Origin of the sequence: Listeria grayi DSM 20601, assembly GCF_000148995.1 — a bacterium.
Classification (GTDB): Bacteria; Bacillota; Bacilli; order Lactobacillales; family Listeriaceae; genus Listeria; species Listeria grayi.
In genome coordinates this window covers 732,140-758,185 of record NZ_GL538352.1, presented here as the reverse complement: position 1 = coordinate 758,185, position 26,046 = coordinate 732,140, and the positions used below count along the sequence as shown (strand labels likewise).

At 43.2% G+C, this 26,046-nt stretch carries 23 protein-coding genes, 1 other RNA gene and 1 other annotated feature; of the genes, 5 read left to right on the top strand and 19 right to left on the bottom strand.

The genetic code is table 11. The features are described 5' to 3' along the window. Nucleotides 1-67: 67 nt before the first annotated feature. A non-coding RNA gene (gene ssrS / locus HMPREF0556_RS13125) (6S RNA) lies at nucleotides 68-256 on the bottom strand. A 57-nt stretch (nucleotides 257-313) separates the two neighbouring features. Further along, on the bottom strand, nucleotides 314-1,588 hold the full coding sequence (locus tag HMPREF0556_RS03840; protein WP_003755697.1) for a replication-associated recombination protein A: 1,275 nt from the start codon (nucleotides 1,586-1,588) through the stop codon (nucleotides 314-316). 143 nt (nucleotides 1,589-1,731) lie between these two features. Between HMPREF0556_RS03840 and cymR the strand changes: the two genes are divergently transcribed. The 4 genes from cymR (at nucleotide 1,732) to HMPREF0556_RS03820 (ending at nucleotide 4,460) form a co-directional block, all read left to right on the top strand. Beyond that, nucleotides 1,732-2,157: a cysteine metabolism transcriptional regulator CymR gene (cymR, locus tag HMPREF0556_RS03835; RefSeq protein WP_040486450.1), complete on the top strand. Its 426-nt coding sequence runs from the start codon at nucleotides 1,732-1,734 to the stop codon at nucleotides 2,155-2,157. 204 nt (nucleotides 2,158-2,361) lie between these two features. Beyond that, on the top strand, nucleotides 2,362-3,567 hold the full coding sequence (locus HMPREF0556_RS03830; RefSeq protein WP_036103939.1) for an ammonium transporter: 1,206 nt from the start codon (nucleotides 2,362-2,364) through the stop codon (nucleotides 3,565-3,567). A 9-nt stretch (nucleotides 3,568-3,576) separates the two neighbouring features. Beyond that, nucleotides 3,577-3,945, top strand: coding sequence for a P-II family nitrogen regulator (locus tag HMPREF0556_RS03825; protein WP_077904778.1), 369 nt, complete (start codon nucleotides 3,577-3,579; stop codon nucleotides 3,943-3,945). A gap of 131 nt (nucleotides 3,946-4,076) precedes the next feature. Next, nucleotides 4,077-4,460 carry a hypothetical protein gene (locus HMPREF0556_RS03820; protein ID WP_003755688.1) on the top strand — a complete coding sequence of 128 codons (384 nt, stop codon included), beginning with the start codon at nucleotides 4,077-4,079 and terminating at the stop codon, nucleotides 4,458-4,460. An 83-nt stretch (nucleotides 4,461-4,543) separates the two neighbouring features. Here the strand turns inward: HMPREF0556_RS03820 and aspS are convergent, their stop codons facing one another. Both aspS and hisS read right to left on the bottom strand, forming a co-directional pair. Then, nucleotides 4,544-6,322, bottom strand: coding sequence for an aspartate--tRNA ligase (aspS, locus tag HMPREF0556_RS03815; RefSeq protein WP_003755685.1), 1,779 nt, complete (start codon nucleotides 6,320-6,322; stop codon nucleotides 4,544-4,546). Further along, nucleotides 6,319-7,611 (bottom strand): histidine--tRNA ligase, encoded by a 1,293-nt coding sequence (hisS, locus tag HMPREF0556_RS03810; protein ID WP_003755683.1) that lies wholly within the window; start codon nucleotides 7,609-7,611, stop codon nucleotides 6,319-6,321. The genes aspS and hisS overlap by 4 nt, the downstream gene beginning before the upstream one ends. A 46-nt stretch (nucleotides 7,612-7,657) precedes the next feature. Beyond that, nucleotides 7,658-7,903: a binding site (T-box leader), on the bottom strand. Nucleotides 7,904-8,076: 173 nt separating this feature from the next. Here hisS and HMPREF0556_RS03805 point away from each other — a divergent pair. Next, a complete protein-coding gene (locus HMPREF0556_RS03805; RefSeq protein ID WP_003755681.1) occupies nucleotides 8,077-9,357 on the top strand; it encodes an N-acetylmuramoyl-L-alanine amidase family protein in 1,281 nt (426 codons plus the stop codon). 10 nt (nucleotides 9,358-9,367) lie between these two features. Here the strand turns inward: HMPREF0556_RS03805 and HMPREF0556_RS03800 are convergent, their stop codons facing one another. The 15 genes from HMPREF0556_RS03800 to ruvA form a co-directional block, all read right to left on the bottom strand. Continuing rightward, nucleotides 9,368-9,859: a GNAT family N-acetyltransferase gene (locus HMPREF0556_RS03800; RefSeq protein ID WP_003755679.1), complete on the bottom strand. Its 492-nt coding sequence runs from the start codon at nucleotides 9,857-9,859 to the stop codon at nucleotides 9,368-9,370. Between the two features lie 5 nt (nucleotides 9,860-9,864). Further along, on the bottom strand, nucleotides 9,865-10,311 hold the full coding sequence (gene dtd, locus HMPREF0556_RS03795; RefSeq protein WP_003755677.1) for a D-aminoacyl-tRNA deacylase: 447 nt from the start codon (nucleotides 10,309-10,311) through the stop codon (nucleotides 9,865-9,867). 16 nt (nucleotides 10,312-10,327) lie between these two features. After that, nucleotides 10,328-12,544 (bottom strand): RelA/SpoT family protein, encoded by a 2,217-nt coding sequence (locus HMPREF0556_RS03790; protein ID WP_036103918.1) that lies wholly within the window; start codon nucleotides 12,542-12,544, stop codon nucleotides 10,328-10,330. 163 nt (nucleotides 12,545-12,707) lie between these two features. Further along, a complete protein-coding gene (locus HMPREF0556_RS03785; RefSeq protein WP_003755675.1) occupies nucleotides 12,708-13,229 on the bottom strand; it encodes an adenine phosphoribosyltransferase in 522 nt (173 codons plus the stop codon). Nucleotides 13,230-13,252: 23 nt separating this feature from the next. Next, nucleotides 13,253-15,577, bottom strand: coding sequence for a single-stranded-DNA-specific exonuclease RecJ (gene recJ / locus HMPREF0556_RS03780; protein WP_003755673.1), 2,325 nt, complete (start codon nucleotides 15,575-15,577; stop codon nucleotides 13,253-13,255). Between the two features lie 41 nt (nucleotides 15,578-15,618). After that, entirely contained in the window at nucleotides 15,619-16,614 is a 996-nt protein-coding gene (locus tag HMPREF0556_RS03775; RefSeq protein WP_003755671.1) for a hypothetical protein, read from the bottom strand. 9 nt (nucleotides 16,615-16,623) lie between these two features. After that, a complete protein-coding gene (locus HMPREF0556_RS03770; protein WP_003755669.1) occupies nucleotides 16,624-18,417 on the bottom strand; it encodes an HSP90 family protein in 1,794 nt (597 codons plus the stop codon). A gap of 98 nt (nucleotides 18,418-18,515) precedes the next feature. Then, on the bottom strand, nucleotides 18,516-18,839 hold the full coding sequence (locus HMPREF0556_RS03765; protein ID WP_003755666.1) for a LapA family protein: 324 nt from the start codon (nucleotides 18,837-18,839) through the stop codon (nucleotides 18,516-18,518). An 83-nt stretch (nucleotides 18,840-18,922) separates the two neighbouring features. Beyond that, a complete protein-coding gene (gene secDF, locus HMPREF0556_RS03760; RefSeq protein ID WP_003755664.1) occupies nucleotides 18,923-21,193 on the bottom strand; it encodes a protein translocase subunit SecDF in 2,271 nt (756 codons plus the stop codon). Next, nucleotides 21,190-21,549, bottom strand: a complete 360-nt coding sequence (locus tag HMPREF0556_RS03755) for a post-transcriptional regulator (RefSeq protein ID WP_003755662.1) — start codon at nucleotides 21,547-21,549, stop codon at nucleotides 21,190-21,192. Before HMPREF0556_RS03755 ends, secDF begins: the two co-directional genes overlap by 4 nt. A 169-nt stretch (nucleotides 21,550-21,718) precedes the next feature. After that, nucleotides 21,719-22,042, bottom strand: coding sequence for a preprotein translocase subunit YajC (yajC, locus tag HMPREF0556_RS03750; RefSeq protein ID WP_003755660.1), 324 nt, complete (start codon nucleotides 22,040-22,042; stop codon nucleotides 21,719-21,721). Between the two features lie 36 nt (nucleotides 22,043-22,078). Next, the gene (gene tgt / locus HMPREF0556_RS03745) at nucleotides 22,079-23,218 is read right to left on the bottom strand and encodes a tRNA guanosine(34) transglycosylase Tgt (protein WP_003755658.1); all 1,140 of its coding nucleotides are present in this window, start codon (nucleotides 23,216-23,218) and stop codon (nucleotides 22,079-22,081) included. A 126-nt stretch (nucleotides 23,219-23,344) separates the two neighbouring features. Beyond that, nucleotides 23,345-24,373: a tRNA preQ1(34) S-adenosylmethionine ribosyltransferase-isomerase QueA gene (gene queA / locus HMPREF0556_RS03740; protein WP_003755656.1), complete on the bottom strand. Its 1,029-nt coding sequence runs from the start codon at nucleotides 24,371-24,373 to the stop codon at nucleotides 23,345-23,347. A 2-nt stretch (nucleotides 24,374-24,375) separates the two neighbouring features. Then, the gene (ruvB, locus tag HMPREF0556_RS03735; RefSeq protein ID WP_040486449.1) at nucleotides 24,376-25,383 is read right to left on the bottom strand and encodes a Holliday junction branch migration DNA helicase RuvB; all 1,008 of its coding nucleotides are present in this window, start codon (nucleotides 25,381-25,383) and stop codon (nucleotides 24,376-24,378) included. Nucleotides 25,384-25,399: 16 nt separating this feature from the next. After that, the gene (ruvA, locus tag HMPREF0556_RS03730) at nucleotides 25,400-26,002 is read right to left on the bottom strand and encodes a Holliday junction branch migration protein RuvA (protein WP_003755652.1); all 603 of its coding nucleotides are present in this window, start codon (nucleotides 26,000-26,002) and stop codon (nucleotides 25,400-25,402) included. Nucleotides 26,003-26,046 lie beyond the last annotated feature (44 nt).

Genomic DNA, 26,046 nt, shown 5'->3' with positions numbered 1-26,046 from the left:
TGAATCGATAATTATTGTAACAGCTATCCTTTCGGAAAGCAAAAACACTGACTTTTTTAATAAAAAAAGAAACCCCAATCGTACCGTTAGGATTCCCGTCCTTTGAACCCGCAGTTAATGCAGGTGGGTGCCTTGTCAGACGTTTTACACTTCCTCGTGTGGAGGCATGTGCGCTGCGCCTGAACTCCAGGCTCCCAAGGTAATAAAAATTGTTCGGTTCAAAATAATGGGAACTACTCGAATACATTAGGGTTTCTTTTCATCATTAGAATAGCATAGATTAAAAAATTTTACAATCATTGATACTCTAATTTCACTTTTTATTTTGGTTGATTTTTGTATAAACCCCCGCGATAGTTTGTTCAAATTTAGAATTTTCTTTTGGCTCATAGTAACGTTTATTAATCAATTTATCCGGAAGATACTGTTGATCCACCCACGCATTTTCATAGCTGTGTGGGTATTTATAGTCTTGCGCACGACCAAGTTTTGCCGCGCCTTGATAATGGCCGTCCCGCAAGTGATCGGGGACTTCGCCACTATGCCCTTTACGGATATCTGCAAGCGCTGCATCGATCGCCATGATCGCCGAATTTGATTTTGGCGATAAACATAGTTCGATCACTGCGTTGGCCAGCGGAATGCGCGCTTCTGGAAAGCCGATTTTTTCAGCGGTTTGAATCGCTGAGAGTGTGTGGACAGCTGCCTGCGGATTGGCGAGGCCGATATCTTCATACGCCATGACGAGCATTCTCCTACTGATGCTGATCAGATCGCCTGCTTCGATCAGGCGCCCCATATAATGAAGTGCCGCATTAACGTCACTTCCTCGAACCGATTTTTGAAATGCGCTGAGCACATCGTAATGGGCATCCCCATCTTTATCGTGCGCTAAGCTCTTTCGCTGCAGACATTCTTCTGCCACTTCCAAGCTAACATGAATCACGCCTTTTTCATTGGTTTCGGAAGAAACGACTGCAAGTTCTAAAGCATTAAGAGCACTGCGGACATCTCCATTACTGGCTGTTGCGAAATGCTCTCTCGCTTCCGGAGCTAATTCGACTTGATAATCGCCCAGACCATTTTCCGTATCTGCCAAAGCACGATCGATCGTTTTTTCGATATCTTCTATTGTTAATGGTTTTAATTCAAAAATCTGCGTACGACTTCTGATCGCCGGGTTGATCGCGATATAAGGATTACTGGTGGTAGCGCCGATCAAAATGATCGCACCGCTCTCTAAATGCGGTAGCAGAAAGTCCTGCTTCGCTTTATCAAGGCGATGAACTTCATCTAACAGTAAAATTACTGTCCCGCTCATTTTCGCTTCGGCAGCAACGACTTCCATATCTTTTTTATTATTGGTTACAGCATTTAGCGTACGAAACGCATATTTCGTGCTGCCGGCGATCGCACTTGCAATCGAGGTTTTACCGATGCCCGGCGGACCATAGAGAATCATGGAGGAAAGCTGTTTTGCCTTCACCATACGGTTTATGATCTTACCTTCTCCTACTAAATGGGTTTGACCCACGATCTCATCCAGTGATTTTGGACGCATACGGAAAGCAAGGGGTTGAATTGCCATCGTAGCCCTCCTCTTTTTTTCTTCGTTCTTATACTCTATTATATCATAAGAACGTTTGTTTCCATAGTGGAGAATCTTGTTTGCTAATTCCTAGTAGTTTGGTTATAATAATAGTGGTTTTAATGACGTGGAGGTTTTTTAAAATGAAAATTACAACAAAAGGCCGTTATGGTTTGACGGTCACACTGGAACTTGCCCGCCAAGTTGGAAATGGTCCGATTTCTTTGCGTAGTATTGCCGAAGCTAAGGGATTATCCGAACATTATTTAGAACAATTGATTGGGCCACTTCGCAATGCCGGGATCGTCAAAAGTATCCGCGGTGCTTATGGAGGATATGTGCTGAATCATGACCCCTCTGAAATCACAGCAGGCGACGTGATCCGAACGCTTGAAGGTCCGATCGTCCTTGTTGAAGGTATGGAAAATGAAGAATCGGCTCAGCGTGAATTATGGACTCGTATGCGAAATGCAGTACGAGATGTGCTTGATAACACCACCCTCTCCGACTTGCTGGCACACTCGGAAAACGAACGCGCGCTCGAATCAGGTTACATGTTTTATATTTAAAAAGCAGGAGTCCCATAAAGGGGCTTCTTTTTTTCATTCCCGGTCTATACCAATCCGCTTTTTGGAAGCGTTTTCTGTTAGATTATCTTACAAAATACATTAAATTTTCTAATTTTTATTGCTTTATCTTTTTTTTCGTGTATGATGAGGGCATAAATAAATTATTTAATGTTATATTATCTTACAAAAAGAGGAGAGTTGGTTATGGAAGCAGTATTCTTATTTTTCTGTACGTTACTAGTTTGGATCATGACACCAGGAATCGCTTTATTCTACGGAGGCATGGTAAGACGAAAAAACGTGCTAAGTACCGCCATGCATAGTTTTGGAGCAATGGCTGTTATTTCGATCTTATGGGTGGTTATCGGGTATTCCCTAGCTTTTTCTCCCGGCAATGGTTTTATTGGCGGAACGGAATGGGCTTTTCTACACAACGTTGGCTTTGCAGCAAATGACAGCTATTCAGATGCTTTGCCGCATATCCTTTTTATGATGTTTCAAATGACATTCGCTATTTTAACAGTAGCTATCATCTCTGGCGCATTTGCTGAGCGGATGAATTTCTCCGCTTACTTGATCTTTATTGTCCTTTGGTCCCTTTTCGTTTATGCCCCAATCGCTCATTGGGTATGGGGAGACGGTGGCTGGCTAAGTAAACTGGGTGCACTTGATTTTGCGGGTGGGAATGTCGTGCACATCAGTTCCGGGGTATCTGGTCTCGTACTTGCACTGATGATCGGCAAACGTAAGGAAGCGGACAACTCGGCTCCACATAGTCTGCCATTGACATTGATCGGTGGAACGCTCGTCTGGTTCGGCTGGTATGGCTTCAATGTAGGCAGTGCTTTGACGATCGATAATGTAGCAATGGCTGCTTTTATCAACACGAATACAGCTGCTGCTGCCGGAATCATCGGTTGGTCCGCTGTTGAATGGCTGACTAACAAGCGTCCTACTATTCTTGGAACGATTTCCGGAGCGATCGCAGGTTTGGTATCGATCACACCGGCAGCTGGTTTTGTTTCCGTTCCCGGCTCACTTATTATCGGCTTGGTCGGTGGCGCCATTTGTTTCTGGGGTGTATTCTGGTTAAAAGGGAAAATCAAATATGATGATGCCTTGGATGCATTTGGCTTGCACGGCATCGGCGGCATTTGGGGCGGTATCGCTACTGGTTTGTTCGCGACACTGAAAGTGAACGACGGTGGCGCAAATGGCCTGTTCTATGGGGATCCTAGCCTCTTGCTGAAACAAGTGATCGCGATCGTGGTCACACTCGTTTTTGCCGCAGCAGTTACAGCGATCATTACGCTTATCATCAAACTGTTTGTACCAATCCGTGTGGATCAAGATCAAGAGTTTAAAGGCCTTGATTTGACACTACATGGCGAAAAGGCTTATCAAGATTAAGGAGGAACCATTATGTCACTAACAAAAATAGAGATCATTACACGCCCCAACCGCTTTGACGTTTTTCAAAAAGCACTTAAGGAAATCGGAGTAAGCGGACTCACCGTTACAAAAGCAGTAGGAACCGGCCTTGAAAAAGGAATGATCGAACTTTATCGCGGTACAATCAAAGAAAATAATGTGCACGAACGAATGAAAGTTGAAATCGTCGTATCTACTGTTCCTGTAGAAGCAGTCTTGGAAGTTGTCAAAAATACACTTCGTACCGGCGAGCCGGGCGACGGGAAAGTATTTGTCTATCCGCTAAGTGATGTGATCAAAATCAGCACTGGCGAACATGGCGTGGCAGCCCTGCAAGACAGCCCTGCGGCAAAATGATAGAATACCAAGAAAAACAGTAATATTCTAAAAATACCATGAGAAATTGCGCCTCCCTCTTTCTTTCTAAATAACGAACTCGTATAATAGAGAAGCAAGCCGTTATTTTAGATTGGAGGCGCAATTTTTTAATGCGTAAAGTCCCTATTTTCACCTTGTTAGCATTACTACTTTTAGCTGGAGGCTACTTTTTCTATCAACATCTATCATCTAAAGTAGATGTTACCTTTACTTTTTTAGTAACTAAAAAGCTAGAGGATCACAAAATAAATGGCACGATCGATGGTGCCGGCGATAAAATCGTTACCCTTCCCTTATCGAAGCAGCAATGGAAGAACGTAAAAGCGGGCCAACGGTATAATGTGGAAGCTAATTACTATAACAAGAAACAACCGGCAGGAAAAGAACGTGATGCGCTAAAAGGCCCCTTCTGGTCGAATGATGCGAACCGTGGACTGTTGGCGAATAAAATCACGATTGTGAAAGTCGAGAATATCGAAACGAGTATGGAATAAAAACACATGGCTGACCGTGTGTTTTTTTGTTTGCTCTAAAAAAAACCCCGAATGTTTAGGACATTCGGGGTGCTCAACTACTTTTATTTTTTAGCTTCTTTTTTCTCAACCACCAATTCCAACTCATGCAGTTGCGCATCGCTTACGGTGTCTGGTGCATTTGTAAGCGGATCGGATGCACTGCCGGTTTTCGGAAAGGCAATGGTGTCGCGCAGATTCGTCCGCTTTGCCAAGATCATGACGATACGATCGAGACCTAATGCGATTCCTCCATGCGGTGGGAAACCGTATTCCAATGCTTCTAGCAAAAAGCCGAACTGTTCTTGCATTGCTTCATCACTAAAACCAAGTGCACGGAACATTTTTTCTTGCACATCTTTCTGATAGATCCGCAATGAGCCGCCACCGATCTCATAGCCGTTTAAAACAATGTCATAGGCTTCTGCCATCGCTTTTTCCGGAGCGCTCTCCAGAAGCGCGATATCGTCTTCTTGCGGCAGCGTGAATGGGTGATGCGCAGAAACAAAGCGTCCTGCTTCTTCATCGTACTCGAATAACGGCCAGTCGGTGATCCAAATGAAAGCAAGTTCATCTTCATCGATCAATCCCAATTCTTTTCCGAGTTTATTGCGCAATGCTGCTAATGACGCGGCAACAACGTCCTTCTTATCAGCAACAAACAGCAATAGATCGCCGTCTTCTACTTCTAAAATTTCTTTGAGCGCTGTTTGCTTGTCTGCATCAAAGAATTTCGCGATCGGCCCTTTAAGTTCGCCTGCCTCTGCTTTCAGCCAAGCAAGTCCTTTAGCACCATAGTTAGCTGCAAATGCTCCCAATGCATCGATATCTTTACGCGAATAGTTTCCAGCTGCCTTTTTCGCATTGATCGCTTTTACTTGACCACCGTTTTCGATTGCTCCCGTAAACACTTTGAAGTCAACATCTTTAACAATAGGAGAAACGTCTTTGAGCTCCAAACCAAAACGGATATCTGGTTTGTCGATTCCATAGCGATCCATCGCTTCTGTGTAAGTCATTCTTCTGAATGGACGTTCGATCTCGATACCTTTGACGTTTTTCACCACTGCGGCAAGCATCTCTTCCATGATCGTTTGGATCTCTTCCTTGGATAAAAAGCTCGTTTCCAAGTCGATTTGGGTAAATTCAGGCTGTCTGTCACCGCGCAAATCTTCATCACGGAAGCAGCGTACAATTTGGTAGTACTTGTCAAAGCCAGCAGACATCAGCAATTGTTTCATAATTTGCGGCGACTGCGGAAGCGCATAGAAACTTCCTGGATAAACGCGACTCGGCACAAGATAGTCACGAGCTCCTTCAGGCGTACTTTTTGTTAAATAAGGCGTTTCGATGTCTAAAAAGCCTAGTTCATTTAATTTATCACGGAAAGTTTGGGTGACAAGATGACGCATCCGGAAAATCTGATTCATTTCCGGTCTCCTAAGATCTAAATATCGATATTTTAAGCGTAGCTCATCTGCCACATTTACGCCGTCTTCGATATAAAATGGTGGGGTTTTCGAGCTATTTAAGATCGTGATCGATTCCGCCAACACTTCCACTTTCCCAGTCGCGATTTTGTCGTTGACCGCGCTCTCTGAACGAGCTGCAACGGTTCCTTCTACAGTAACAACGAATTCATTTCTGATCTTTTCCGCTACAGCCAACGCATCTGCTGAATTAGCAGGGTTAAAGACCACTTGAACGATCCCCTCGCGGTCGCGCAAATCAATAAAGATCAAGCCGCCTAGGTCACGACGTTTTTGTACCCAACCGTGTAAAATCACTTTTTTATCAATGTCTTGCTCGGAAACTTGTCCGCAATATGTCGTTCGCTTTTTCATTGATGTTCCTCCTTCAATGTTTGTAATTTTTTAGAAATCGTTGCAGCGATCGCATCTTCGGCAATTGCTGTTTGTTCACCGCTTTTCATATCTTTCAATTTATATACCCCGCTTGCGAGTTCCTCTTCGCCGACGATGATCGTGAACAGCGCATTTTTGCGATCCGCGTCTTTCAGTTGGCCTTTTAATTTGCGATCTTGGTAGTCTTTTTCAGCGCTGATTCCTTGCTGACGAAGGGTATTCATAATACTCATCGCTTTGACTGCGGTTCCCTCGCCCGCTGTAATAACATAACACGCAAGCGCTTTTTCTTCTGGAATGATCACTTCTGCTTTTTCTAGCGCTAACAACACTCGCTCTACTCCGATACCAAAACCGATACCGGGGGTTTCCGGCCCGTCAAATTCTTGAACAAGGCCATGATACCGGCCGCCACCGCACAGCGTTGTTTTTGCTCCAAAGCCTTCTTCGACACTCATGATCTCAAAGGTAGTGTGATTATAATAATCCAGCCCACGAACCATAGTTGGATCGATTTCACAGTCCAAGCCAACTGCATCTAGATAACTTTTTACTTTATCAAAGTAAGCCGTGGACGCTTCATTTAAATAATCCAAGATCGACGGTGCCGATTGTACTAATGGATGATCGTGATCTTTTTTACAGTCCAATATCCGTAGTGGATTTTTATACAGACGATTTTGGCAGTCCGCACAAAATTCATCGATCCGTGGTTCGAAATGCGCGATCAAAGCTTCCCGATGTCTCAATCTGCTTTCCTTATCACCCAAACTATTGATAACTAATTTCGTATTGCTAAGTCCGATTTTTTGGAAAAAGTGCATCACCAGAGTAATCACTTCTACATCGATTGCCGGATCATAACTTCCGAGGGCTTCGATCCCCATTTGGTGGAACTGACGTTGCCTACCGCCTTGCGGACGTTCATAGCGGAACATCGGTCCTTTATAATAGAGCTTATTGGGCTGATTGGGAGAACCGAACATCTTATGTTCGACAAATGCCCGCACAACAGAAGCAGTACCTTCTGGCCGAAGTGTCAAGCTTCTGCCACCTTTATCTTCGAAGGTATACATTTCTTTCGTTACGATATCGGTAGAGTCCCCCACACCGCGTTCAAATAGTTCTGTATGTTCAAAAATCGGCGTGCGAATCTCCTGATATTGGTAATCCGTACAGATCTCTTCAAAAGAACGTTCCAAAAAGTGCCATTTCGCGACTTCTTCTGGTAAAATATCACGCGTTCCTCTTGGTAATTGAATTTTCATTTTTTATCCTCCCTATCAAAAAAACCCCCGTCCCTTGTTCCGAAAAACAAGGGACGAGAGTTTGACTATACACCCGTGGTACCACCCTAATTAGGATCCTGTTTGATCCTCACTTGAATTCCGTTAACGCCGGTAATACGTTTCTGTTTACACAGCTCTCTAATAGAAAGCTTTCAACAGAAAACCTCTGAAGTGTCTTTCGGAAACCATCACATTCATGGACCTTCCAGCCTAAGGGTCCAACTCTCTATAATGGAAAAAGTTTCTTACTTTTCTTCGTCTCTGGTCAAAGTATGAATATGTTTAGGTTACTAGAAACGAATCAAAAAGTCAATATATTTCAAAAAAATGCGGATTCTCAGCTTTTCTTGTTTTCACAGTGACGAATTTGTGATAGGATTTTAGTAATGACAGTAAATTTTTATACAAAATTGAATAGAAAGCTTCAGGTGGAGGATTAGATAAATGAGAAACAAGTTCCTATTTATTACCATTGTTTCCTTTTTACTGATTGTAGCGGGAATTATGACGACGATCGCAATGGCTCATGCAAATACGGTCGAAGTTCAGACCGAAGTACTTAATGTACGGAATGGTCCTGGACTAGCCTACGATGTAACGAGTCAGGTTCGGAAACATGATCTTCTGCAAGTGATCGGCGAAGAAAATAAATGGTACAAAGTTCGTTTGAGCAACGGCGAAAGCGGTTATGTTGCCAGCTGGCTCGTAAAAAACAAAGATGTCAGCGCAGCAAGTAACAGTCTCGCTACCGTAACATCGGACGGCGGGCTTAATATCCGCACGAGTCCAAGTACTTCTAGTGAATCAATCGGGTTATTACATAAAGGAGATCAAGTCACGGTGATCAGCCAGCAAAACGGCTGGGCACAAGTTCAGTACAAAGGCAAGATCGCATGGATCAATTCTTCTTATATCACGATCAAAGAATCGGCAACCCGCGAGAAAGACAGTTCACTTCAACAAGTGACCGTTCGTGAAAATGCGACAAATATTCGCGAAACAGCAGCTTTAAACAGTAATATCCTCGAAAAAGTAGATGCTGGCGAATCCTTCGACATTGAAGGCGTTCAGGGAGACTGGTATAAAGTTAAAACAACCAACGGCCAGTCCGGTTATATCGCAAACTGGGTCGTAGATATCAGTCAAAAAGGCGATGCCGCTCCTAAACCGAAAACAACAAAATTATCCGAGGCAGTGATCGTTCTTGATCCTGGACACGGAGGAAATGATCCTGGTACGCGTGGATCTGATGGTATCAAAGAGAAAAATATGACATTGAAAATGGCAAATGTGGTGGCAGATAAATTACGTTCATCTGGTGCTAAAGTTATCCTTACACGTTCTACGGATGAATACATCTCGCTCAAATCACGTGCTGATCAATCCTACGAAGATAAAGCCGATGCCTTTATCAGCCTTCACTTCGACAGCAACGAAGAAGATGATGCCAGTGTTTCTGGTCAAACTACCTATTATTACCATAACCGCGATAAGGAACTTGCTTCTTCTGTCAATCAAGCACTCGGCAAAGAACTCCCAACTCCGAATCGTGGCACAAGGGTCGGTGATTTCTACGTGCTTCGGGAAAACACCCAACCTTCCATCTTACTTGAACTAGGTTATCTAAGCTCGCAGAAAGATGAACAAAATATTACTTCCCCAGGTTACCGCACACAAGTTGCAAATGCCGTTTATGATGGCTTATCCAATTATTTTGCAAATTAAAAAGAATCCGTTATGGATTCTTTTTTTTGTTATCGCTTGGATTTTCTATTCGGAAAACAGTCCAGTCTTCCATTGGAATAGCGCCTTGTGATTTATAAAAAGCAATGGATGCTTTATTTTCATCTAGACACCACCATTCCACCCGTCCCAACTTTTCTGCCTCCGCGATTGATCGCATTTTTTCAAGCAGTGCTTTTCCATAGCCACTTCCGCGATAAGCCTTCTCAATGTAGAGATCTTCAATATAGAGCCCTGGGCGGCCAAGAAACGTCGAAAAGTTATAGAAAAACAAACAAAAGCCGATCGGTTTCCCATTTATTTCCGGGAAAAGCACTTTCGCTGCTTGTATGTTAAATAAACTATCCTCCAGCACTGCCTCGCTCGTATTGACTTCATCAGCCAGCCCCTCATATTCAGCAAGTTCGAGAATGTATCGATAAATGAGCGGAACGTCCTGCTGCGTTGCATAACGGTAGGTTATTGTTTTGTCCACATTGACCATCCTTTTTACATTTCATTGGTGTCGATCATGAAAGTCACAGGCCCATGATTAAGAATCGAAATATCCATATCGGCTCCAAACACGCCTGTCTGCACCACTGTCCCTGTATCTTGCAGTTTCGCATTAAACTGTTCATATAGTGCTTTTGCCTGTTCTCCCGGCAAAGATTTGATGAAACTAGGACGCCGCCCTTTTTTCACATCTCCATAAAGTGTGAATTGCGAGATGCTAAGAATTTCGCCGCCCACCTCCGCCAATGCCAAATTCATTTTCTGGGCATCATCTTCAAAAATACGCAAACCAGTTATTTTTTTCACTGCATAGTCAAGCGCCGCTTCGTCATCGCCGTGCGTAAAGCCGACAAACAAGCAGAGACCATGCTTGATTTTGCCGACTTCCTGTCCACCGACAGTTACTGCTGCTTGTTTGACTCGTTGTATTAACACACGCATCTGCCTCTTGACCTCCTTAATTCATTAAACGTCTTACTGCATAAATATCAGGGATCTGTTTGATCTTGTCCACTACCCGCTGTAAGTGATTGATATTATGAATTTGTAGAGTTAGTACCAGCGTCGCCATTTTATTTTGATCGACTTTGGCATTGACACCATTGATATTGGAAGTAAGGCTGTTCACCACTTGGAGAATCTCATTTAATAAACCATTGCGGTTATAGCCATAAACTTCAATATCGACATTATAATCATTTTTCGCTTGCAAATCAGCAGCTTCCCACTCCACTTCGATCAACCGTTCTTCTTCGATCGATTGTACATTCGGACAGTCTTTCCGGTGGATCGAGATGCCTCGTCCTTTAGTGATATAGCCGATGATCTCATCTCCCGGAACCGGATTACAACAACGTGATAAACGGATCAAGAGATTTCCGACTCCTTGGACAACCACGCCAGCGTTGTGTTTGATCTTCAGCTTTTCATTATTTGCTTCTGAGTTGGAAACTTTATTTTCAAATTGGGTCAACAGTTTTTCTGTTTCTTGTTCTGCTTCCCGCTCGCGTCGTTCTTTTTCCGTTAAACGATTGGCCACTTGAACTGGGGTCAAACCGTTATAGCCAACCGCCGCAAACAGATCATCTTCGTGCGAGAAGTTAAGTTTGGCAGCGACTTGTTCCAAATGTGGATTGGTCAAATATTCTTTTGGATCATAGCCCGATTGTCGTAGTTCTTTTTCAACAGCATCGCGACCTTTTTCGACATTTTCTTCTTTAGTTTGACGTTTAAAGAATTGTTTGATCTTATTTCGAGCCTGAGAAGTTTTCACGAGTTTCAGCCAATCTCTGCTTGGTCCATAAGAATGTTTGCTAGTCAAAATATCGATGATATCGCCAGTTTTGAGCTGATAGTCCAGTGTCACGATCTTGCCGTTCACTTTCGCACCGATTGTTTTGTTCCCGATCTCCGTATGGATGCGGTAAGCAAAATCAAGTGGGACTGAACCATTTGGCAGCTCATAAACATCCCCTTTGGGTGTGAATACATAGACAACATCAGAAAATAGATCCAGTTTCAGACTTTCCATAAAGTCTTCTGCATTATCCGCTTCATTTTGATATTCCAAGATTTCTCGGAACCAAGTCATTTTGTTGTCGAAAGAAGTTTTCGCATTGACCACTTTGCCTTCTTTGTAAGCCCAATGCGCTGCGACCCCGTATTCAGCGATCTGGTGCATTTCTGTCGTTCGGATCTGCACTTCCAATGGTTCACCTTGTGGGCCGATCACTGTTGTATGGATCGATTGATACATATTCGATTTCGGCATCGCGATATAATCTTTGAAGCGGCCTGGCATCGGTTTCCAGCGTGTATGAATGATTCCAAGGACTGCATAGCAATCTTTGATGCTGCTAACGATGATTCGTACAGCAAGCAGGTCATAGATCTCATTGAACTGCTTTTGCTGAATAGACATTTTGCGGTAGATCGAATAAATATGTTTCGGCCGGCCAGTAATGTCTGCTTGAATATTCAGTTCTTCTAAATTGTCGTTGACGCCGTCGATCACATCTTGGAGGTAGCGTTCGCGTTCGTCGCGCTTTTGACGCATCAAATGAACGATGCGGTAATATTGTTGCGGATTGAGATAACGCAGCGCCGTGTCTTCGAGCTCCCACTTCACGCGCGATATCCCCAAGCGATGAGCGAGCGGTGCAAAGATCTCCAAGGTCTCATTAGCGATCCTTCGCTGTTTCTGAGTAGGCAGATGTTTCAATGTCCGCATATTATGCAGCCTGTCTGCCAGTTTGATCAAAATGACCCGGATATCCTGTGCCATTGCAATAAACATCTTCCGGTGGTTTTCTGCTTGTTGCTCTTCGTGTGATTTATATTTGATTTTACCAAGTTTCGTTACGCCATCAACGAGCATGGCAACCTCTTCGCCAAATTCTGCTTTTAAGTCATCAAGCGTTACAGGCGTATCTTCTACAACGTCATGCAGGAATCCTGATGCTACGGTAGAAGGATCCATCCGCAGTTCCGCTAAGATTCCCGCAACTTGAATGGGATGAATAATATATGGCTCACCTGATTTACGAAATTGTTCTTTATGGGCATCGCGAGCAAATGTATAGGCTTTTTCTACGATCGCTAGATGTTCTTTATTCATATAATGAGCAGCCATTTCAATCACTTGCTCAGCAGTGAGATTTTTTTCCTTTGCCATCTTCATCACCCCTTTAGTGTGTTTTTATGTGAATGAAAAGCACCCAGGTCTCCCAGAGTGCTTTTCAAAGGTTATTTTTATTATACATGGAAAATTGCGCTTTATAAAGGAATTTTCCTTAAAATTCGTTCATTTTCTGAAAAAAGAAGCTGTTTGGTAATTTTTAGAATTCCATCAAAATCAAGCGGTCATAGCCGTTTAATTTTTTATGTCCTTCTAATTCTGTTAGTTCGATCAAAAAGGCACAGCCGGCAACGATGCCGCCAAGTTCTTCTACTAACTTGATCGTCGCTTCGATCGTCCCGCCTGTTGCTAACAGATCGTCCGTGATCAAAACACGTTGTCCAGGTTTGATCGCATCTTCATGCATGGTCAATACATTGGAACCATATTCAAGATCATAACTTTTTTCGATCGTTTTACGCGGTAATTTATTAGGCTTTCTAACCGGTGCAAAGCCGATACCAAGTGAATATGCCACTGGACAGCCGATAATAAAACCGCGTGCTTCCGGACCGACCACGATATCGATATTTAATTTTTTGGCATATGCTACGATTTGATCAGTCGCAAATCTGTATGCCTCTCCGTTATTCATTAAAGGCGTGATGTCTTTAAAAACGATCCCTTCACTGGGCCAATCATTCACAATCGCTACATAATCTCTTAACTCGTTCAAATTCATGTTTTTTCCTCCAACTAGGTAACCTAGAAATCCATCGATTTTGCAATCCAGTCGTGCAGCTCCTGGTAGTTCGCATAAAGCAGTTTTTGTTTGACCGCAAGCTTATTCGCTTTTGTCTGATAGACTGTCGAGTCTTCCAAGTTACGCTTTTCCTTTACTTCATTTAATAAAATAACACCATCATTCATTGTAACAAAATTTAAGTCAAAAAACACGTTTGACATAAAATTAATTTGTGCGGTCGTCCAACCAAATTGTTTTGATAAATGCGGAATGTATTTTTCTAAGGAAAATGGCTGGAACTTTTTGATCAAGCTATATAGTTTTGCAAATGCAGAACGGTCTGGGATCGCAGCTATTTCTTCTGAATCAGAAAAATGGATGTAGATCCGTGCCGGTTTGATCTTGTTCACGAGCGAGGTCACTTGTTCTGCTTCGGCCGGCAGATCCGCAAAGATCAATTCCTCGCATGAGCCCTCACCTGTCACCGTGGCTGCATCTTTGGCCGCGATCACTTCTTCATTGTTCAGTTCGCTGCTCAATTTGTCTGCTGTTTCCGGTTGGAAGCAAATAATCATCCGATCGGCAACTTGCTGTTTGATCAATTGCTGCCAATCAGTTTTATTACGGACATCAAAGAGTTGCCATTTTTCGATATGCATGTCCACCAACCGTAGTTGTGGTTTCCGGACATTATTCCATTCGTTGATTGATAACTCGCCAGCAATTTCTACCGTTGCCTGCGCCGAAACCTTTTCTGCGAGATCACCAAAACCAAAACCTACCGCATCGAGCGTTGCGGAAGTATTGTTCTCATCAACAAGCAACGTTTTTAAATGCGTTTTGTCTCCGCCGATCCGTTTCGTATTTTGTAGTTTCAAATTCTGCAAGCGGAAGACTGGCTTCGGATTATCCGTGCCAAATGGAGCTAGATTCTCTATTTTTGAAATGAACGCTACATCGATATCGGCTAGCGCTAATTTATCTTCTACGATCAATTCCAATTGAAAATCTTCGTCCTTTAATAGCGCTGCTTGCTGATTGAGCTGGCTGCGCAGTTCCTCGACTTGTTCTGTTGCGATAGTCAGACCTGCAGCCATCGGGTGTCCACCGAAAGCGATCATCAACGCACGATTTTTATCTAGCTCTTGATAAAGATGAAACGCAGGTATGCTTCGGCCAGAGCCTTTTGCGATTCCAGTAGCTGGATCGCTAGCAAGCATAATCACGGGGCGAGCGTAGCGATCCACTAAGCGTGATGCTACGATCCCTAATACACCGGCATTCCAGCCCTCTTTAGAAAGAATCAAAACGCGATCCTCTGCAAGGCCGTTTTCTTCTACCAATGTAACTGCTTCTTCTGTAATAGCAGCCACGATCGCTTTTCGTTCTTTATTGGCTTCATCGATCTCCTCAGCCAAAAAGCCTGCTTCTTCCTCATCAGGGGTCAATAATAAATCAGCAGCTGGATCAGCCGGGCCTAAACGACCAATTGCATTCAGACGGGGTGCTAAGGCAAAACCAACCGTTTCTTCCGTTGCCGCCTCTAACTTCACACTCGCTTTTTTTGCTAAAGCAGCTAAACCGAGCGTTGGTTCTTCACGTAGTTTCCGCAATCCTCTTTGGACAAGCAAACGGTTTTCATCCGTTAGGGAAACAAGATCCGCGATCGTTCCGACAGCCACGAGGTCGAGTAATTCTGTCGGCTCCGCTCCAAGCAAAGCATGCGCCAATTTATAAGCAACACCAACTCCGGCTAGATCCGGGAACGGATAATCGCTTTCTGGATGACGTGGATGGATAACTGCCAATGCTTTCGGCAATGTGTCGCGTCCTTCATGATGATCGGTCACGATCACATCTAATCCGATCGCAGCTGCCTCTTCCATCACATCAAGCGCAGCAATCCCGTTGTCTACCGTGATCAGCAGGTCCACACCGTCTGCTTTGGCCGCTTGGAAAGCAGCGCTGTTCGGACCGTAGCCCTCTGTGAATCGATTAGGGATATAAAAACTAGGTTCCGCACCTAATTTGATCAATGTTTTATAGAGAACAGCGATACTTGTTACACCGTCTGCATCGTAATCGCCATAAATAAGAATACGTTCTCCGCTTGCGATCGCTTTTTTGATACGCGTTACTGCTTTGTCCATTTCCGGAAGCAGAAATGGGTCGTAAACATCGTATTTGGTAGGGTGGAAAAATTTGTCGTATTGACCAGCAGTAGTGATCTTACGCTTCCACAACATATTTGCGAGTGGAACTGGTATCGCTAATTCTTCTGCAAGTGCAGCCACTTGTTTTTCGTCTGTCTGCTTTATTTTCCATGTATATTTGGAACGAATCACATTACCACACCTTTCAACCTTCCAATTATACTGGAAATCGGTTAAATTTCCAAGTCTCTTTCTCGTTTATCCATGGAGGTTTGCCATAATTTCGAATAATAATCATTACCATTTCTAGCATCGAATCTTGCCGCTAAATCACGCGATATCTCCGGGAAACTACTGTCAGCTTGAACGACTGGCAATGCATGGATCATAAAGAGCATCTTACTCATTTCAGAATCCGATTTTTCCAAGATCACTTCATTCTCAGCAATAATTTCTTTTGCCTTCACAAGATCCCCGATTTGATAATGATAAGCAACAAATTGACCGATCGTTTTTAAATATTCCGGTTCTTGCCGCACCAGCGGGTACCCTTTAGCAAAACAAGCTGCTGCCTGATCAGGTTGATCGACATCCAAAAATGCCAGAGCTGCGAAGCCATATGTTAAATGCGGTATCTCTGCACAGCTTTGTTTGCCATTAATGACCGGTTTTGCGGCTTGAATCGCCTTTTGGCTGTCACCAGTGAAGTAATGATGATGCGCCACATCGTTTGTTTCGCAGGCCACACAATCATTCATATAATCAGCTGGTGTCGCTTGCCATTTCGCAAAATAGTCGGCCGCGGTTTCTGCGTTCCCCATTTCTTCCGCTGCGATCGCAACTGTTTTATAATAAGGCCGCAGCGAAAAGCCGTTTTCTTGGAATTTTGTTTTCATATCGGCTAGCAAGTTTTCTATTTGTTCTTTAGAAATCGCCAAAATCCCGCAAGTGTCGCCCGCGATCCATTTGTATTTCCATAAAATATCATACGTGGATACAAATGGGCTTTTTTCTTCATATTTTTTTATCAACCAGGCAAACGCTTGCAGCGCTTTTTTCATTTGTCCATTATAGACAGTAGCTTCGATCATCAAATCGCGTGCTTCAACGCCCACTTCAATGTCTTGATAAACATCTGCCGCAGCGATCACGCGTTCCAATATCGGGATGACTTCCGGGTTTTGATCGCCTAATTGGTAGGCTAACTCTAGGTCTTCTAAATAATTCATCGCGTCCTCCTATAACATGCTCAAAATTTGCAGGTAATTGTCGTTCATTAATGTCATTTCTTTTTGTTTCAACGGATAATGGCCGAATAGCAATGCTTGGATATACAGCATTTTTACGATCGTTTCTAGCGACTCCGCCGTTCGATCTTGGGAAAACAAGCGTTTGATCAATGGATTTTCCAAGTTGAGATACAACTCGGCAAAGACACGTTCCACTCCATAATCACTTTGGATGCTCTCTAAGATCGAACTAAATAAGCTATTGGACTCTTCTTGGGCACGCTCCAATTCACGAAGCTGCTGCGTTGCGGTCGGATTGATAAACAGCACTGGCATGTCGCGTGGTTCAAACTTTTTGATTGCTACTTTGACTTTATACTCCGCCATCCGCTGATTTAAAGACTCCAGAAGTGCCGCGAAAAACTGCTGTTCGTCCGCCGAGATCTCATTCCACTCATTTAACAGCTGAGCTGGCTCGATCATTTCGAGCTGCACGTTTTCGACCATATCGCTTAGCGCACGCAAGATTGCTGCATCGTAACTAAAACCACCATTGATCACTTCCATGCCTTTACTTCTTGCTAAATCGATGATCTGTCTAAAATCATCAACAGAATACGTATAATAAATGTCGCTTGTTCGCTTTAAAACCGCAGCGAGACTTTCTTCGCCGTTTCCTGACCGGAAAGGCAAGTAAGGATAGATCAATTCTAAAAACTCATTATCTTCTAATGCCATCAGTTTGAATGCGTGGAAATGTGTGTAAACGATTCGTTCCAACACTTCTTGATTAAGTGATTCGATCCCCTTTTTAAGTGCTTTTCCAAGTGAACCAGCCACCTTTTCCAGCGTAGCATTTTTATAAAAGTCTTCCCGAGAAGCGACTGGCTGAAGCTCATCTGTCCATAAGACACAATTAGTAAAGAAAGACCATTCTGGTAAAATATCGGCGGACTGTCCCGTCACAAACATGTTGTTGAGATACACGGTATGGTTGCGTTTCGCATTCATTTGGATCGCATACGGAATAACATAGGCAATCCCATATGTACGTTTATTTTCTGATTGAAGCAGACAATACGTTTCAAAGTTCGTTTGATAGAGTTCGCGGCCAAACGCAAGGATCTCATGCGAAGAAAGTTGTTGCAAGGTTTCTAGGTCAGCAAACTGTTTCGTTGTTTCATTAATGATCTGATCCTCATAGCGAATCGCGATCTCCAGCGAAGCTCCATATTTTTTAAGTACTTTTTCCAGTTGCTCCGCTTCGAAGCACTCCAATCCTTCTTCCGCCTCTGGATCAGCACGCAAATAAACATGCGTTCCCGGCTCACGATCCGGCAGATCAAGTTCACGGATCTGATACGTGCCATCCGCATTCCCACGCCACTCCACTGTCTGCCTTGTTTTTGCTGATGTGGAGATCATGACGATTTCATCACTGACGATAAAACAGGAAAGCAGACCGATCCCAAAGCGACCGATGTAATCATTCTCTTCGATTTGAAAACGCTTAGACCCTTTAGAAGAGCTGGCAATCGTTGCTAAAAATTCGTGGACTTCCTCGGTGGTAAGTCCGATCCCATTGTCCTCAAAAATAATCACCGAACCGCCTTGGTCCGATGTATTTAAACTAACAGCGATTTCTCCTGTTAGCGAAGATTCGTTTTTTTTGCGAGCTCGAATTGCATCTGTAGCATTCTGCAGCAGTTCCCGAATATAAACATCTTTGGAATCATACAGGTGGTTGGATAAAATGTCGATCATGCCACCGAGATTTACTTTGAAGCGCATGTTTTCTTCCATAAAACGTTCCCCTTTCGCTACTATCTAGTAGTTAAAGTATACAAAAATAGCAAATCAATGTCAAAATGCTGGAACACTGATCTGCTAGGAATACTTCTTTATTCGATTGGCGTTTGCGTACTTGGAGCACGTTTCGGTTTCGCAGCATTTTGCTCGCGGAAAGCCGTTAATTGACGGTTTAGATCGTCATTTTGACTGTTTAGTTGTTTGATTTGTTTTTTCAGTGAACGAGCTTTGCCAAGATTCAAACAGAAAATAATCAGACAACCAATCAGCACGGAACCGATGATGATCAAGATTAGTGGCCACTGCGCCTCGACAATTAAGAAATTGACTTGCACTGCATCTACATTGATAACAGCAAAAATAGCAATAAGAAGTGCTAATATAATTCCAACAATCACTTGCCATTGTACTTTCATAAAAATCCCTCCCTTTCATTTTACTCATTTACCCCATTTTCCCAGAAAAAAAACCAAGCAACCGTAGCTGCTTGGTCTCGGATTTATACGACTGGTTGACCACCGTTTCGTTTTTTCTTCTTCTTGACTGTAGTAATCGTACCTTTTTTCTTCAATTGACGTACCTTGAAGACGTACCATAACTGCATTGCCATAAAGATAGAAGAGAATACACTGGAGATCAGACCAACTAGCAAAGCAATGGAGAAGTTCAAGATGGAACTGCTTCCGAATGCTACTAAAGCTACAACTGTGAAAATAACCGTTAAGATCGTATTGATCGAACGAGTAAACGTTTGTCTTAGCGCACTATTGACACTGCTAGCGATCTCCTCTTTCGTTTTGAAACGTTTCATTTGTTTACTGATATCCCGAATCCTATCAGCCGTAACGATCGTATCATTGATCGAATAACCAATAACCGTCAACACCGCGGCAATGAAGGTAAGATCGACCTCCAGCCTGAAGATGCTGAAGAAAATAAAGATCACAAAAGCATCAAATAGGAGTGACAAGATCGCTGCGATACCCATATAAAGTTCAAAACGAATACCGATATAGATCACAAGCAAGATGGAAGCGACTCCCAATGCCCAGAAACCATTTTTTGCCAATTCCTTGCCGACCGTAGGGGTTACTGTACTAATACTTGGTTCATGACCATATTTCGATTTGAATTCTGCCTTGAATTTCGCGATTTCCTGCTGGCTAAGCGCGCCTTTATAGGAAACAACCGCAACTTTTTGGTCTTTCCCTTGTAAAACGATCGTTTCAGCAGGCATATTGATCTCTTTCAAGTCCTTTTGGACAGCAGCCGCTGTAAGCGTATGATCCGCTGTTACATCTGCACGCGTACCGCTCGAGAAATCAATACCAAGATTCATTTTGAAGACGGACAACAAGATGACCCCGGCTATTGTGATCACTGCGAAAGTCCATAAGAAGCCGCGGTGATGTTTAACAAAATCAAAGCGGTCAAAATGCGTTTTTAACTTAAATGTGCTGATATCTTCATGCAGATCATAGATCTCATCTTTTCTGACTGCAAACCAGCCTGGACGTTTATTAAGGAAATTACTGTCGATCGCAAAGCGAAGCAGTAAACGAGATCCCCAAACAGCCGTCAAGAAACTGATCAAGATACTGATGATCAATACCGTAGCAAAGCCTTTGATCGAGCTTGTTCCAAAATAGAACAATACGACAGCAACAAGCAATGTGGTAAAGTTTCCGTCAAAAATGGCACGGAAAGCTTCTTTACCGCCGATCTCAAATGCCGACTTGATCGATCGACCGATCTTGATCTCTTCTTTTATCCGTTCATAGGTGATAACATTCGCATCGACTGCCATCCCAATACCCAGTATCAACCCTGCAATACCTGGCAGAGTCAGCGTCGCATGCAGCAGACTTAAAATCAGCAAGACTAAGTAGGTGTATGCAACCAAAGTAACAGAGGCAACAAAACCTGGGAAACGATAAACAGCCATCATGAAAATGAAAATCGCAAGTACACCGATCAACCCAGCCATTACTGTTTCGTTTAGCGCATCTTGTCCGAATTGTGCACCTACCGAAGTAGAGTAAACTTCTTTCATTTTAACTGGTAGTGCTCCAGAATTCAGCAAGTTAGCTAGATCTTTGGCTTCTTTTACTTCAAAATCACCAGTGATCTCCACTTGGTTCGTGTCTAGGACTTGACTGACATTTGGTGCTGATAGGAAAGCCGGTTTTTCTTTTTGTCTTTCCTCTTTGTATTTTTGTCCTTTTTTATGATCCAGCCAAATAACGAGTTGATTTTCCTGCGTTGGTGCTTTTGCTAGGATCTCTTTGGTTACTTTGGCAAATTTGGATGCACTTTTGAGTTTCAACGTTACGATCGGACGATTATTGTTATCAAACGCTTGTTTTGCGCCACCGCCAACTAGATCGCTTCCGTCCATCATTAGCTTATCATCCGCATCACGGAAAGATAATTGGGCCGTTGTGGAAAGCAACTTTCTTGCTTCTGTTTGGTCCTTGATCCCTGCTAATTGCACACGGATCCGATTTTTGCCTTCAATGGTAATACTTGGTTCTGCAACACCAAGTGTGTTTACCCGGCGGTCAAGCGCACTCACAGTATCTGATAACGTAGATTTATCTACTGTTCCCTTGCCATTTGCTGGTTCTACTTGATAGAGAACTTCAAAACCACCTTGAAGATCCAATCCTAAATTGATATGACTAAGTACCACCTTTGCCGTTCCAAAAACGACGCCGAAAATGATAGCCAGTGCAAGTAAGAACGCAACGATTCTGCTTTTCTTAATCATGTATGACTCGTTCCTTCCTCATCTGAAATGTTTGCCGCAGGGGCGATTTCTTCCTGTTTTGGGTTATCGATGACCGCATCCACCAATTCCTGATCCAGTTTCGCACCTGCTTCTGGTACGTTTTTTTCAGATGTCCTCATAATAAATTGTATTAATTGCCCTATCTTCATCTGCATAACATCATTTATCCGTTCATGCAGAGCAGGAGTGGGTTTGTTCGCCCATATGACTTCCGTAAGAAATTCCCAGATATCTTGTTTTTTCACTTCGCGGTACCCTAATATATGGAAATCTTCTACTTTGATCAATATCGCCGGCTCAAGTGTGTCATGCCACTCTTGGTAGTTATTCGCCATTTCGTTTCCCCTCCTTCTCCAAAAACAATCAACATATCTCCATTTTATCTAATCTCGGGTCAAATGAAAAGAAAAAAATGAAGGAATTCCTTTTTTAACAGAAAAAGCAGCTTTTCCCTAATAAAAAATGCCCTTTACAGTTTTCAAGCTATAAAGAGCATCCGTTTACTTATTTGGTTTGATCATTATCCGGTTCTTGAACTTCTTCTACTACTTCTTCATCTGCAAGTACACTTGGTTCTGCAGTTTTTTCAAGTACAGTACGAATCGCATTGCGATCAAAAGTCAATCGAGCGCCGCCACAATTCAAGATAACAGTGTTATCTTCGATTGCGTCTACAATACCGTGCAGTCCTCCAATAGTGATGATTTTATCACCTTTAGACAAACCACTTTGCATTTGTTGTACTTGTTTTTGACGTTTTTGTTGCGGTCTTATCAACAAAAAATAGAAAAGTACGATCATTAAGACCAATGGAATTAACATTTGCATATAAAACTTAACCCCTCTCCGATATGTTATTATATATTAGAAATTTTTCGCGTCCGGACGATTCAGTCCATATTGCTCAAAAAATTCTTCCCTGAAATCACCAAGCCGGTCTGCTTGGATAGCAGTTCTTACCTGCTTCATTAAGTTTAACAAAAAATGTAGGTTATGATAAGTAGTAAGCCTTATACCGAATGTTTCATCACATTTTATTAAGTGACGTACATAGGCACGGCTGTAATTGCGGCATGTATAGCAATCGCAATCCTCATCGATTGGTCTGAAATCGCGGGCAAATTTAGCATTTTTGATTACTAATCGGCCTTGCGATGTCATACAAGTCCCATTTCGGGCGATCCTCGTCGGTAATACGCAGTCGAACATGTCGATTCCACGGATCACGCCGTCGATCAATGAATCTGGGGAACCTACTCCCATCAAATAGCGAGGTTTATTAGTTGGTAACAATGGTGTCGTATATTCTAGCACTTCATTCATTACCGATTTAGGTTCGCCAACGGACAAGCCGCCGATCGAATAGCCTGGGAAATCAAGAGAAACCAGATCTTTCGCACTCAATTCCCGTAGTTCTTGATATGCACCACCTTGCACGATGCCGAAAAGTCCTTGATCCTCTGGACGTTCGTGTGCTCGAAGGCCTCTTTCAGCCCAGCGCGAAGTACGTTCTACCGATTTTTTCATATAATCATGCGTAGCCGGATATGGCGGGCATTCATCAAATGACATCATAATGTCGGAACCCAGCGCATTTTGGATCTGAATCGCTTTTTCCGGAGACAAAAATAACTTGTCGCCATTTAGATGATTTCGGAAATGAACGCCTTCTTCCTTGATATCGCGAATATCGCTCAAACTAAATACTTGAAAACCACCTGAATCTGTTAAGATCGGCTGATCCCAGTTCATAAAGCGATGCAAGCCGCCTGCTTCACGAATAAGTTCTTCCCCAGGTCTTAACCATAGATGATAGGTATTGCTTAAAATAATCCCAGCCCCCATTGCTTTTAACTCTTCTGGAGACATCGTTTTTACTGTTGCAAGCGTTCCGACGGGCATAAACATTGGTGTATCAAATGTGCCGTGTGGTGTATGGATCTTGCCAAGTCTAGCGCCAGTTTGCTTATCTGTTTTTATAAGTTCATAACGAATCGCAGTCATTACTTACCTCTTTCTACTTGTTCTTTTACTAGCATAACGAAAATACTTGTCTATTACAAGTATCAGACGGAAGAAAATACGAATTCAATCTTTTTCGCCTATTTCGCGCAGCCGGTATTGTTTGTATTAATGAATAAACATCGCATCGCCGAAACTAAAGAAACGATAACGGTTCTCTACGGCATGCCGATATGCATGTAAGATGATATCGCGGTTGGAAAGTGCTGATACGAGCATGATCAGCGTTGACTTGGGCAAGTGGAAATTGGTGATCAGCGCATCTACTGCTTGGAAAGTAAACCCAGGGGAGATAAAAATATCTGTCCAACCAGATTCTTCTACTAAAGCACCATTATTTCTCGAAGCGATCGTTTCCAGTGTTCGGATCGACGTAGTGCCCACTGCAATAATACGCTTACCGGCAGCTTTCACTTCGCTTAGCTCTGCTGCGGCTTCCTTCGTCAGTCGGTAAAATTCAGAGTGCATTTTGTGATTATCCGTATCTGCGACATCGACAGGACGAAATGTCCCAAGACCAACATGAAGTGTCAAGAAAATCACTTTTACTCCTTTTTCCCGAATTTGATCCAGCAAGGCTTCTGTAAAATGGAGGCCTGCAGTCGGTGCTGCAGCGGAACCATTTTCTTTCGCATATACTGTCTGATAGCGTCCTTGGTCCTCCAGCTGTTCTTTAATGTACGGTGGCAGCGGCATTTCACCAAGGTTTTCCAAAACTTCATAAAAAATACCTTCATAGTGAAATTCAAGGATGCGACCGCCATGCTCCAACTCTTCTTTGCAGACTGCTTTTAGTTCGCCATTACCAAATGTGATCGTTTGCCCGACCCGAATACGCTTCGCCGGCTTTACCAAGGTTTCCCATTCATTATCTGCTTTTTGCTTTAAGAGCAGCACTTCGATATGGGCGCCGGTTTCATCTTTGAGGCCATGAAGTCTGGCAGGAAGAACGCGTGTATTGTTAAGAACAAGCGCGTCCCCAGGTTCCAGATAATCAACGATCGAAGCAAAATGTTTATCATCAATGGCTCCGGTTTCTTTATTTAATACCATCAAGCGACTGGCCGTTCTATCTAATAATGGAGTTTGGGCAATCAGCTCTTCTGGCAAATCAAAATCAAAATCTTCTACTTTCATTTCTACACACCTTTTTCATATGAAATTCCTAAATGATTATATGCTCTTTCCGTAACTAGCCGACCACGAGGCGTTCGTTGCAGAAAACCGATCTGCAGCAGGTAAGGTTCTTGCATATCTTCAATAGTTTCGCGTTCTTCACCGATACTTGCCGCAATTGTTTCGATTCCGACAGGTCCGCCTCCGAACGAGTGAATAATCGTTTGTAATAAACGCTGATCGATCGTATCCAGACCACGGGGGTCGACACGCAGAAGTTCCAGCGCTTCTTTAGCAAGCCTTTCAGTCACATAGCCATCTGCCTTCACATCAGCAAAATCACGCACGCGCTTTAATAGACGATTCGCGATTCGCGGGGTCCCGCGTGAGCGACGTGCGATCTCTTCTGCACCGGGAACATCTACTTCGGTATCCAATATCGAAGCAGTCCGCGTGATGATTGCTTCTAATTGTGCTTCTGTGTAAAACTCCAAGTGATCGATAACACCGAAGCGATCACGTAGCGGCGCTGATAGTTGTCCTGCCCGAGTTGTTGCGCCAATCAATGTGAATGGCGGAAGATCAAGACGAACAGATTTCGCAGTAGGGCCGTTACCGATCACGATATCAATAAAATAATCTTCCATTGCTGGATAAAGTATCTCTTCGACCGTTCGCGATAGACGGTGGATCTCATCGATAAATAAAACATCCCCCGGCTCGAGGCTGGTCAAAATTGTAGCCAAGTCCCCTGGTCGTTCGATTGCCGGACCACTTGTCGTTCTGATCCCGGCACCCATTTCATTGGCGATAACCATTGCTAGCGTCGTTTTCCCAAGTCCAGGCGGTCCATACAGTAGCACATGATCGAGGGCTTCATTTCTTTTTTTTGCTGCTTCAATAAAGATCTTCAAGTTATCTTTTACTTTATCTTGACCGATATAATGGGCCAACAGTTGAGGTCTTAGTGACATCTCAAAACTTTCTTCTTCAGGATTCACAGATTCTCCAGAAATGATCCGTTCTTCCATGTCCATAATCCCTCCTTTACTTTGTCATCAATTGTAGCGCTAATTTAATATAAGCATCGCTGCTCAAATCTTCTTTTTCCAATTTTGGAATGACTTTTTTTAATTCTTTTTTATTATAACCTAATGCTTCTAATGCTAAAATAGCTTCTTCCAACGCTTCTGTCAAACCAGCTGTCAAATCTTCTTCTTTTCTCTGCATCTTTGCAAAGGAAGTATCCACATCGCTTAGTTTGCCTTTTAAATCCAAAATGATCTGCCTAGCTGTCTTCTTACCGACACTCGGGAATTTCGTCAAATAAACATCGTCTTCTGCCTCGATCGCACCGATCAATGCATTGGCGTCCCCAGTCGCAATGATCGCCAAAGCACTTTTCGGACCGATCCCAGAAACGCTCAGTAATTTTTTGAATAGGAAACGCTCTTCTTTGGTTTTAAAACCAAAAAGTGTTAGACTATCTTCTCTCACATGCTGATATACAAATACTTTGGCGGTCTGTCCGCTCATAGACTGAAAGGCAAACGGATTGCCGGTGATTAACTGATAACCGACTTGTCCGGCTTCCACCACGATGAATTCCGGGGTAATGTCCGTAACGGTGCCATTGATATAATCGTACATAAAAGTTCCTCTCTTTCTTTACTCATACCATTTATGATAGCATA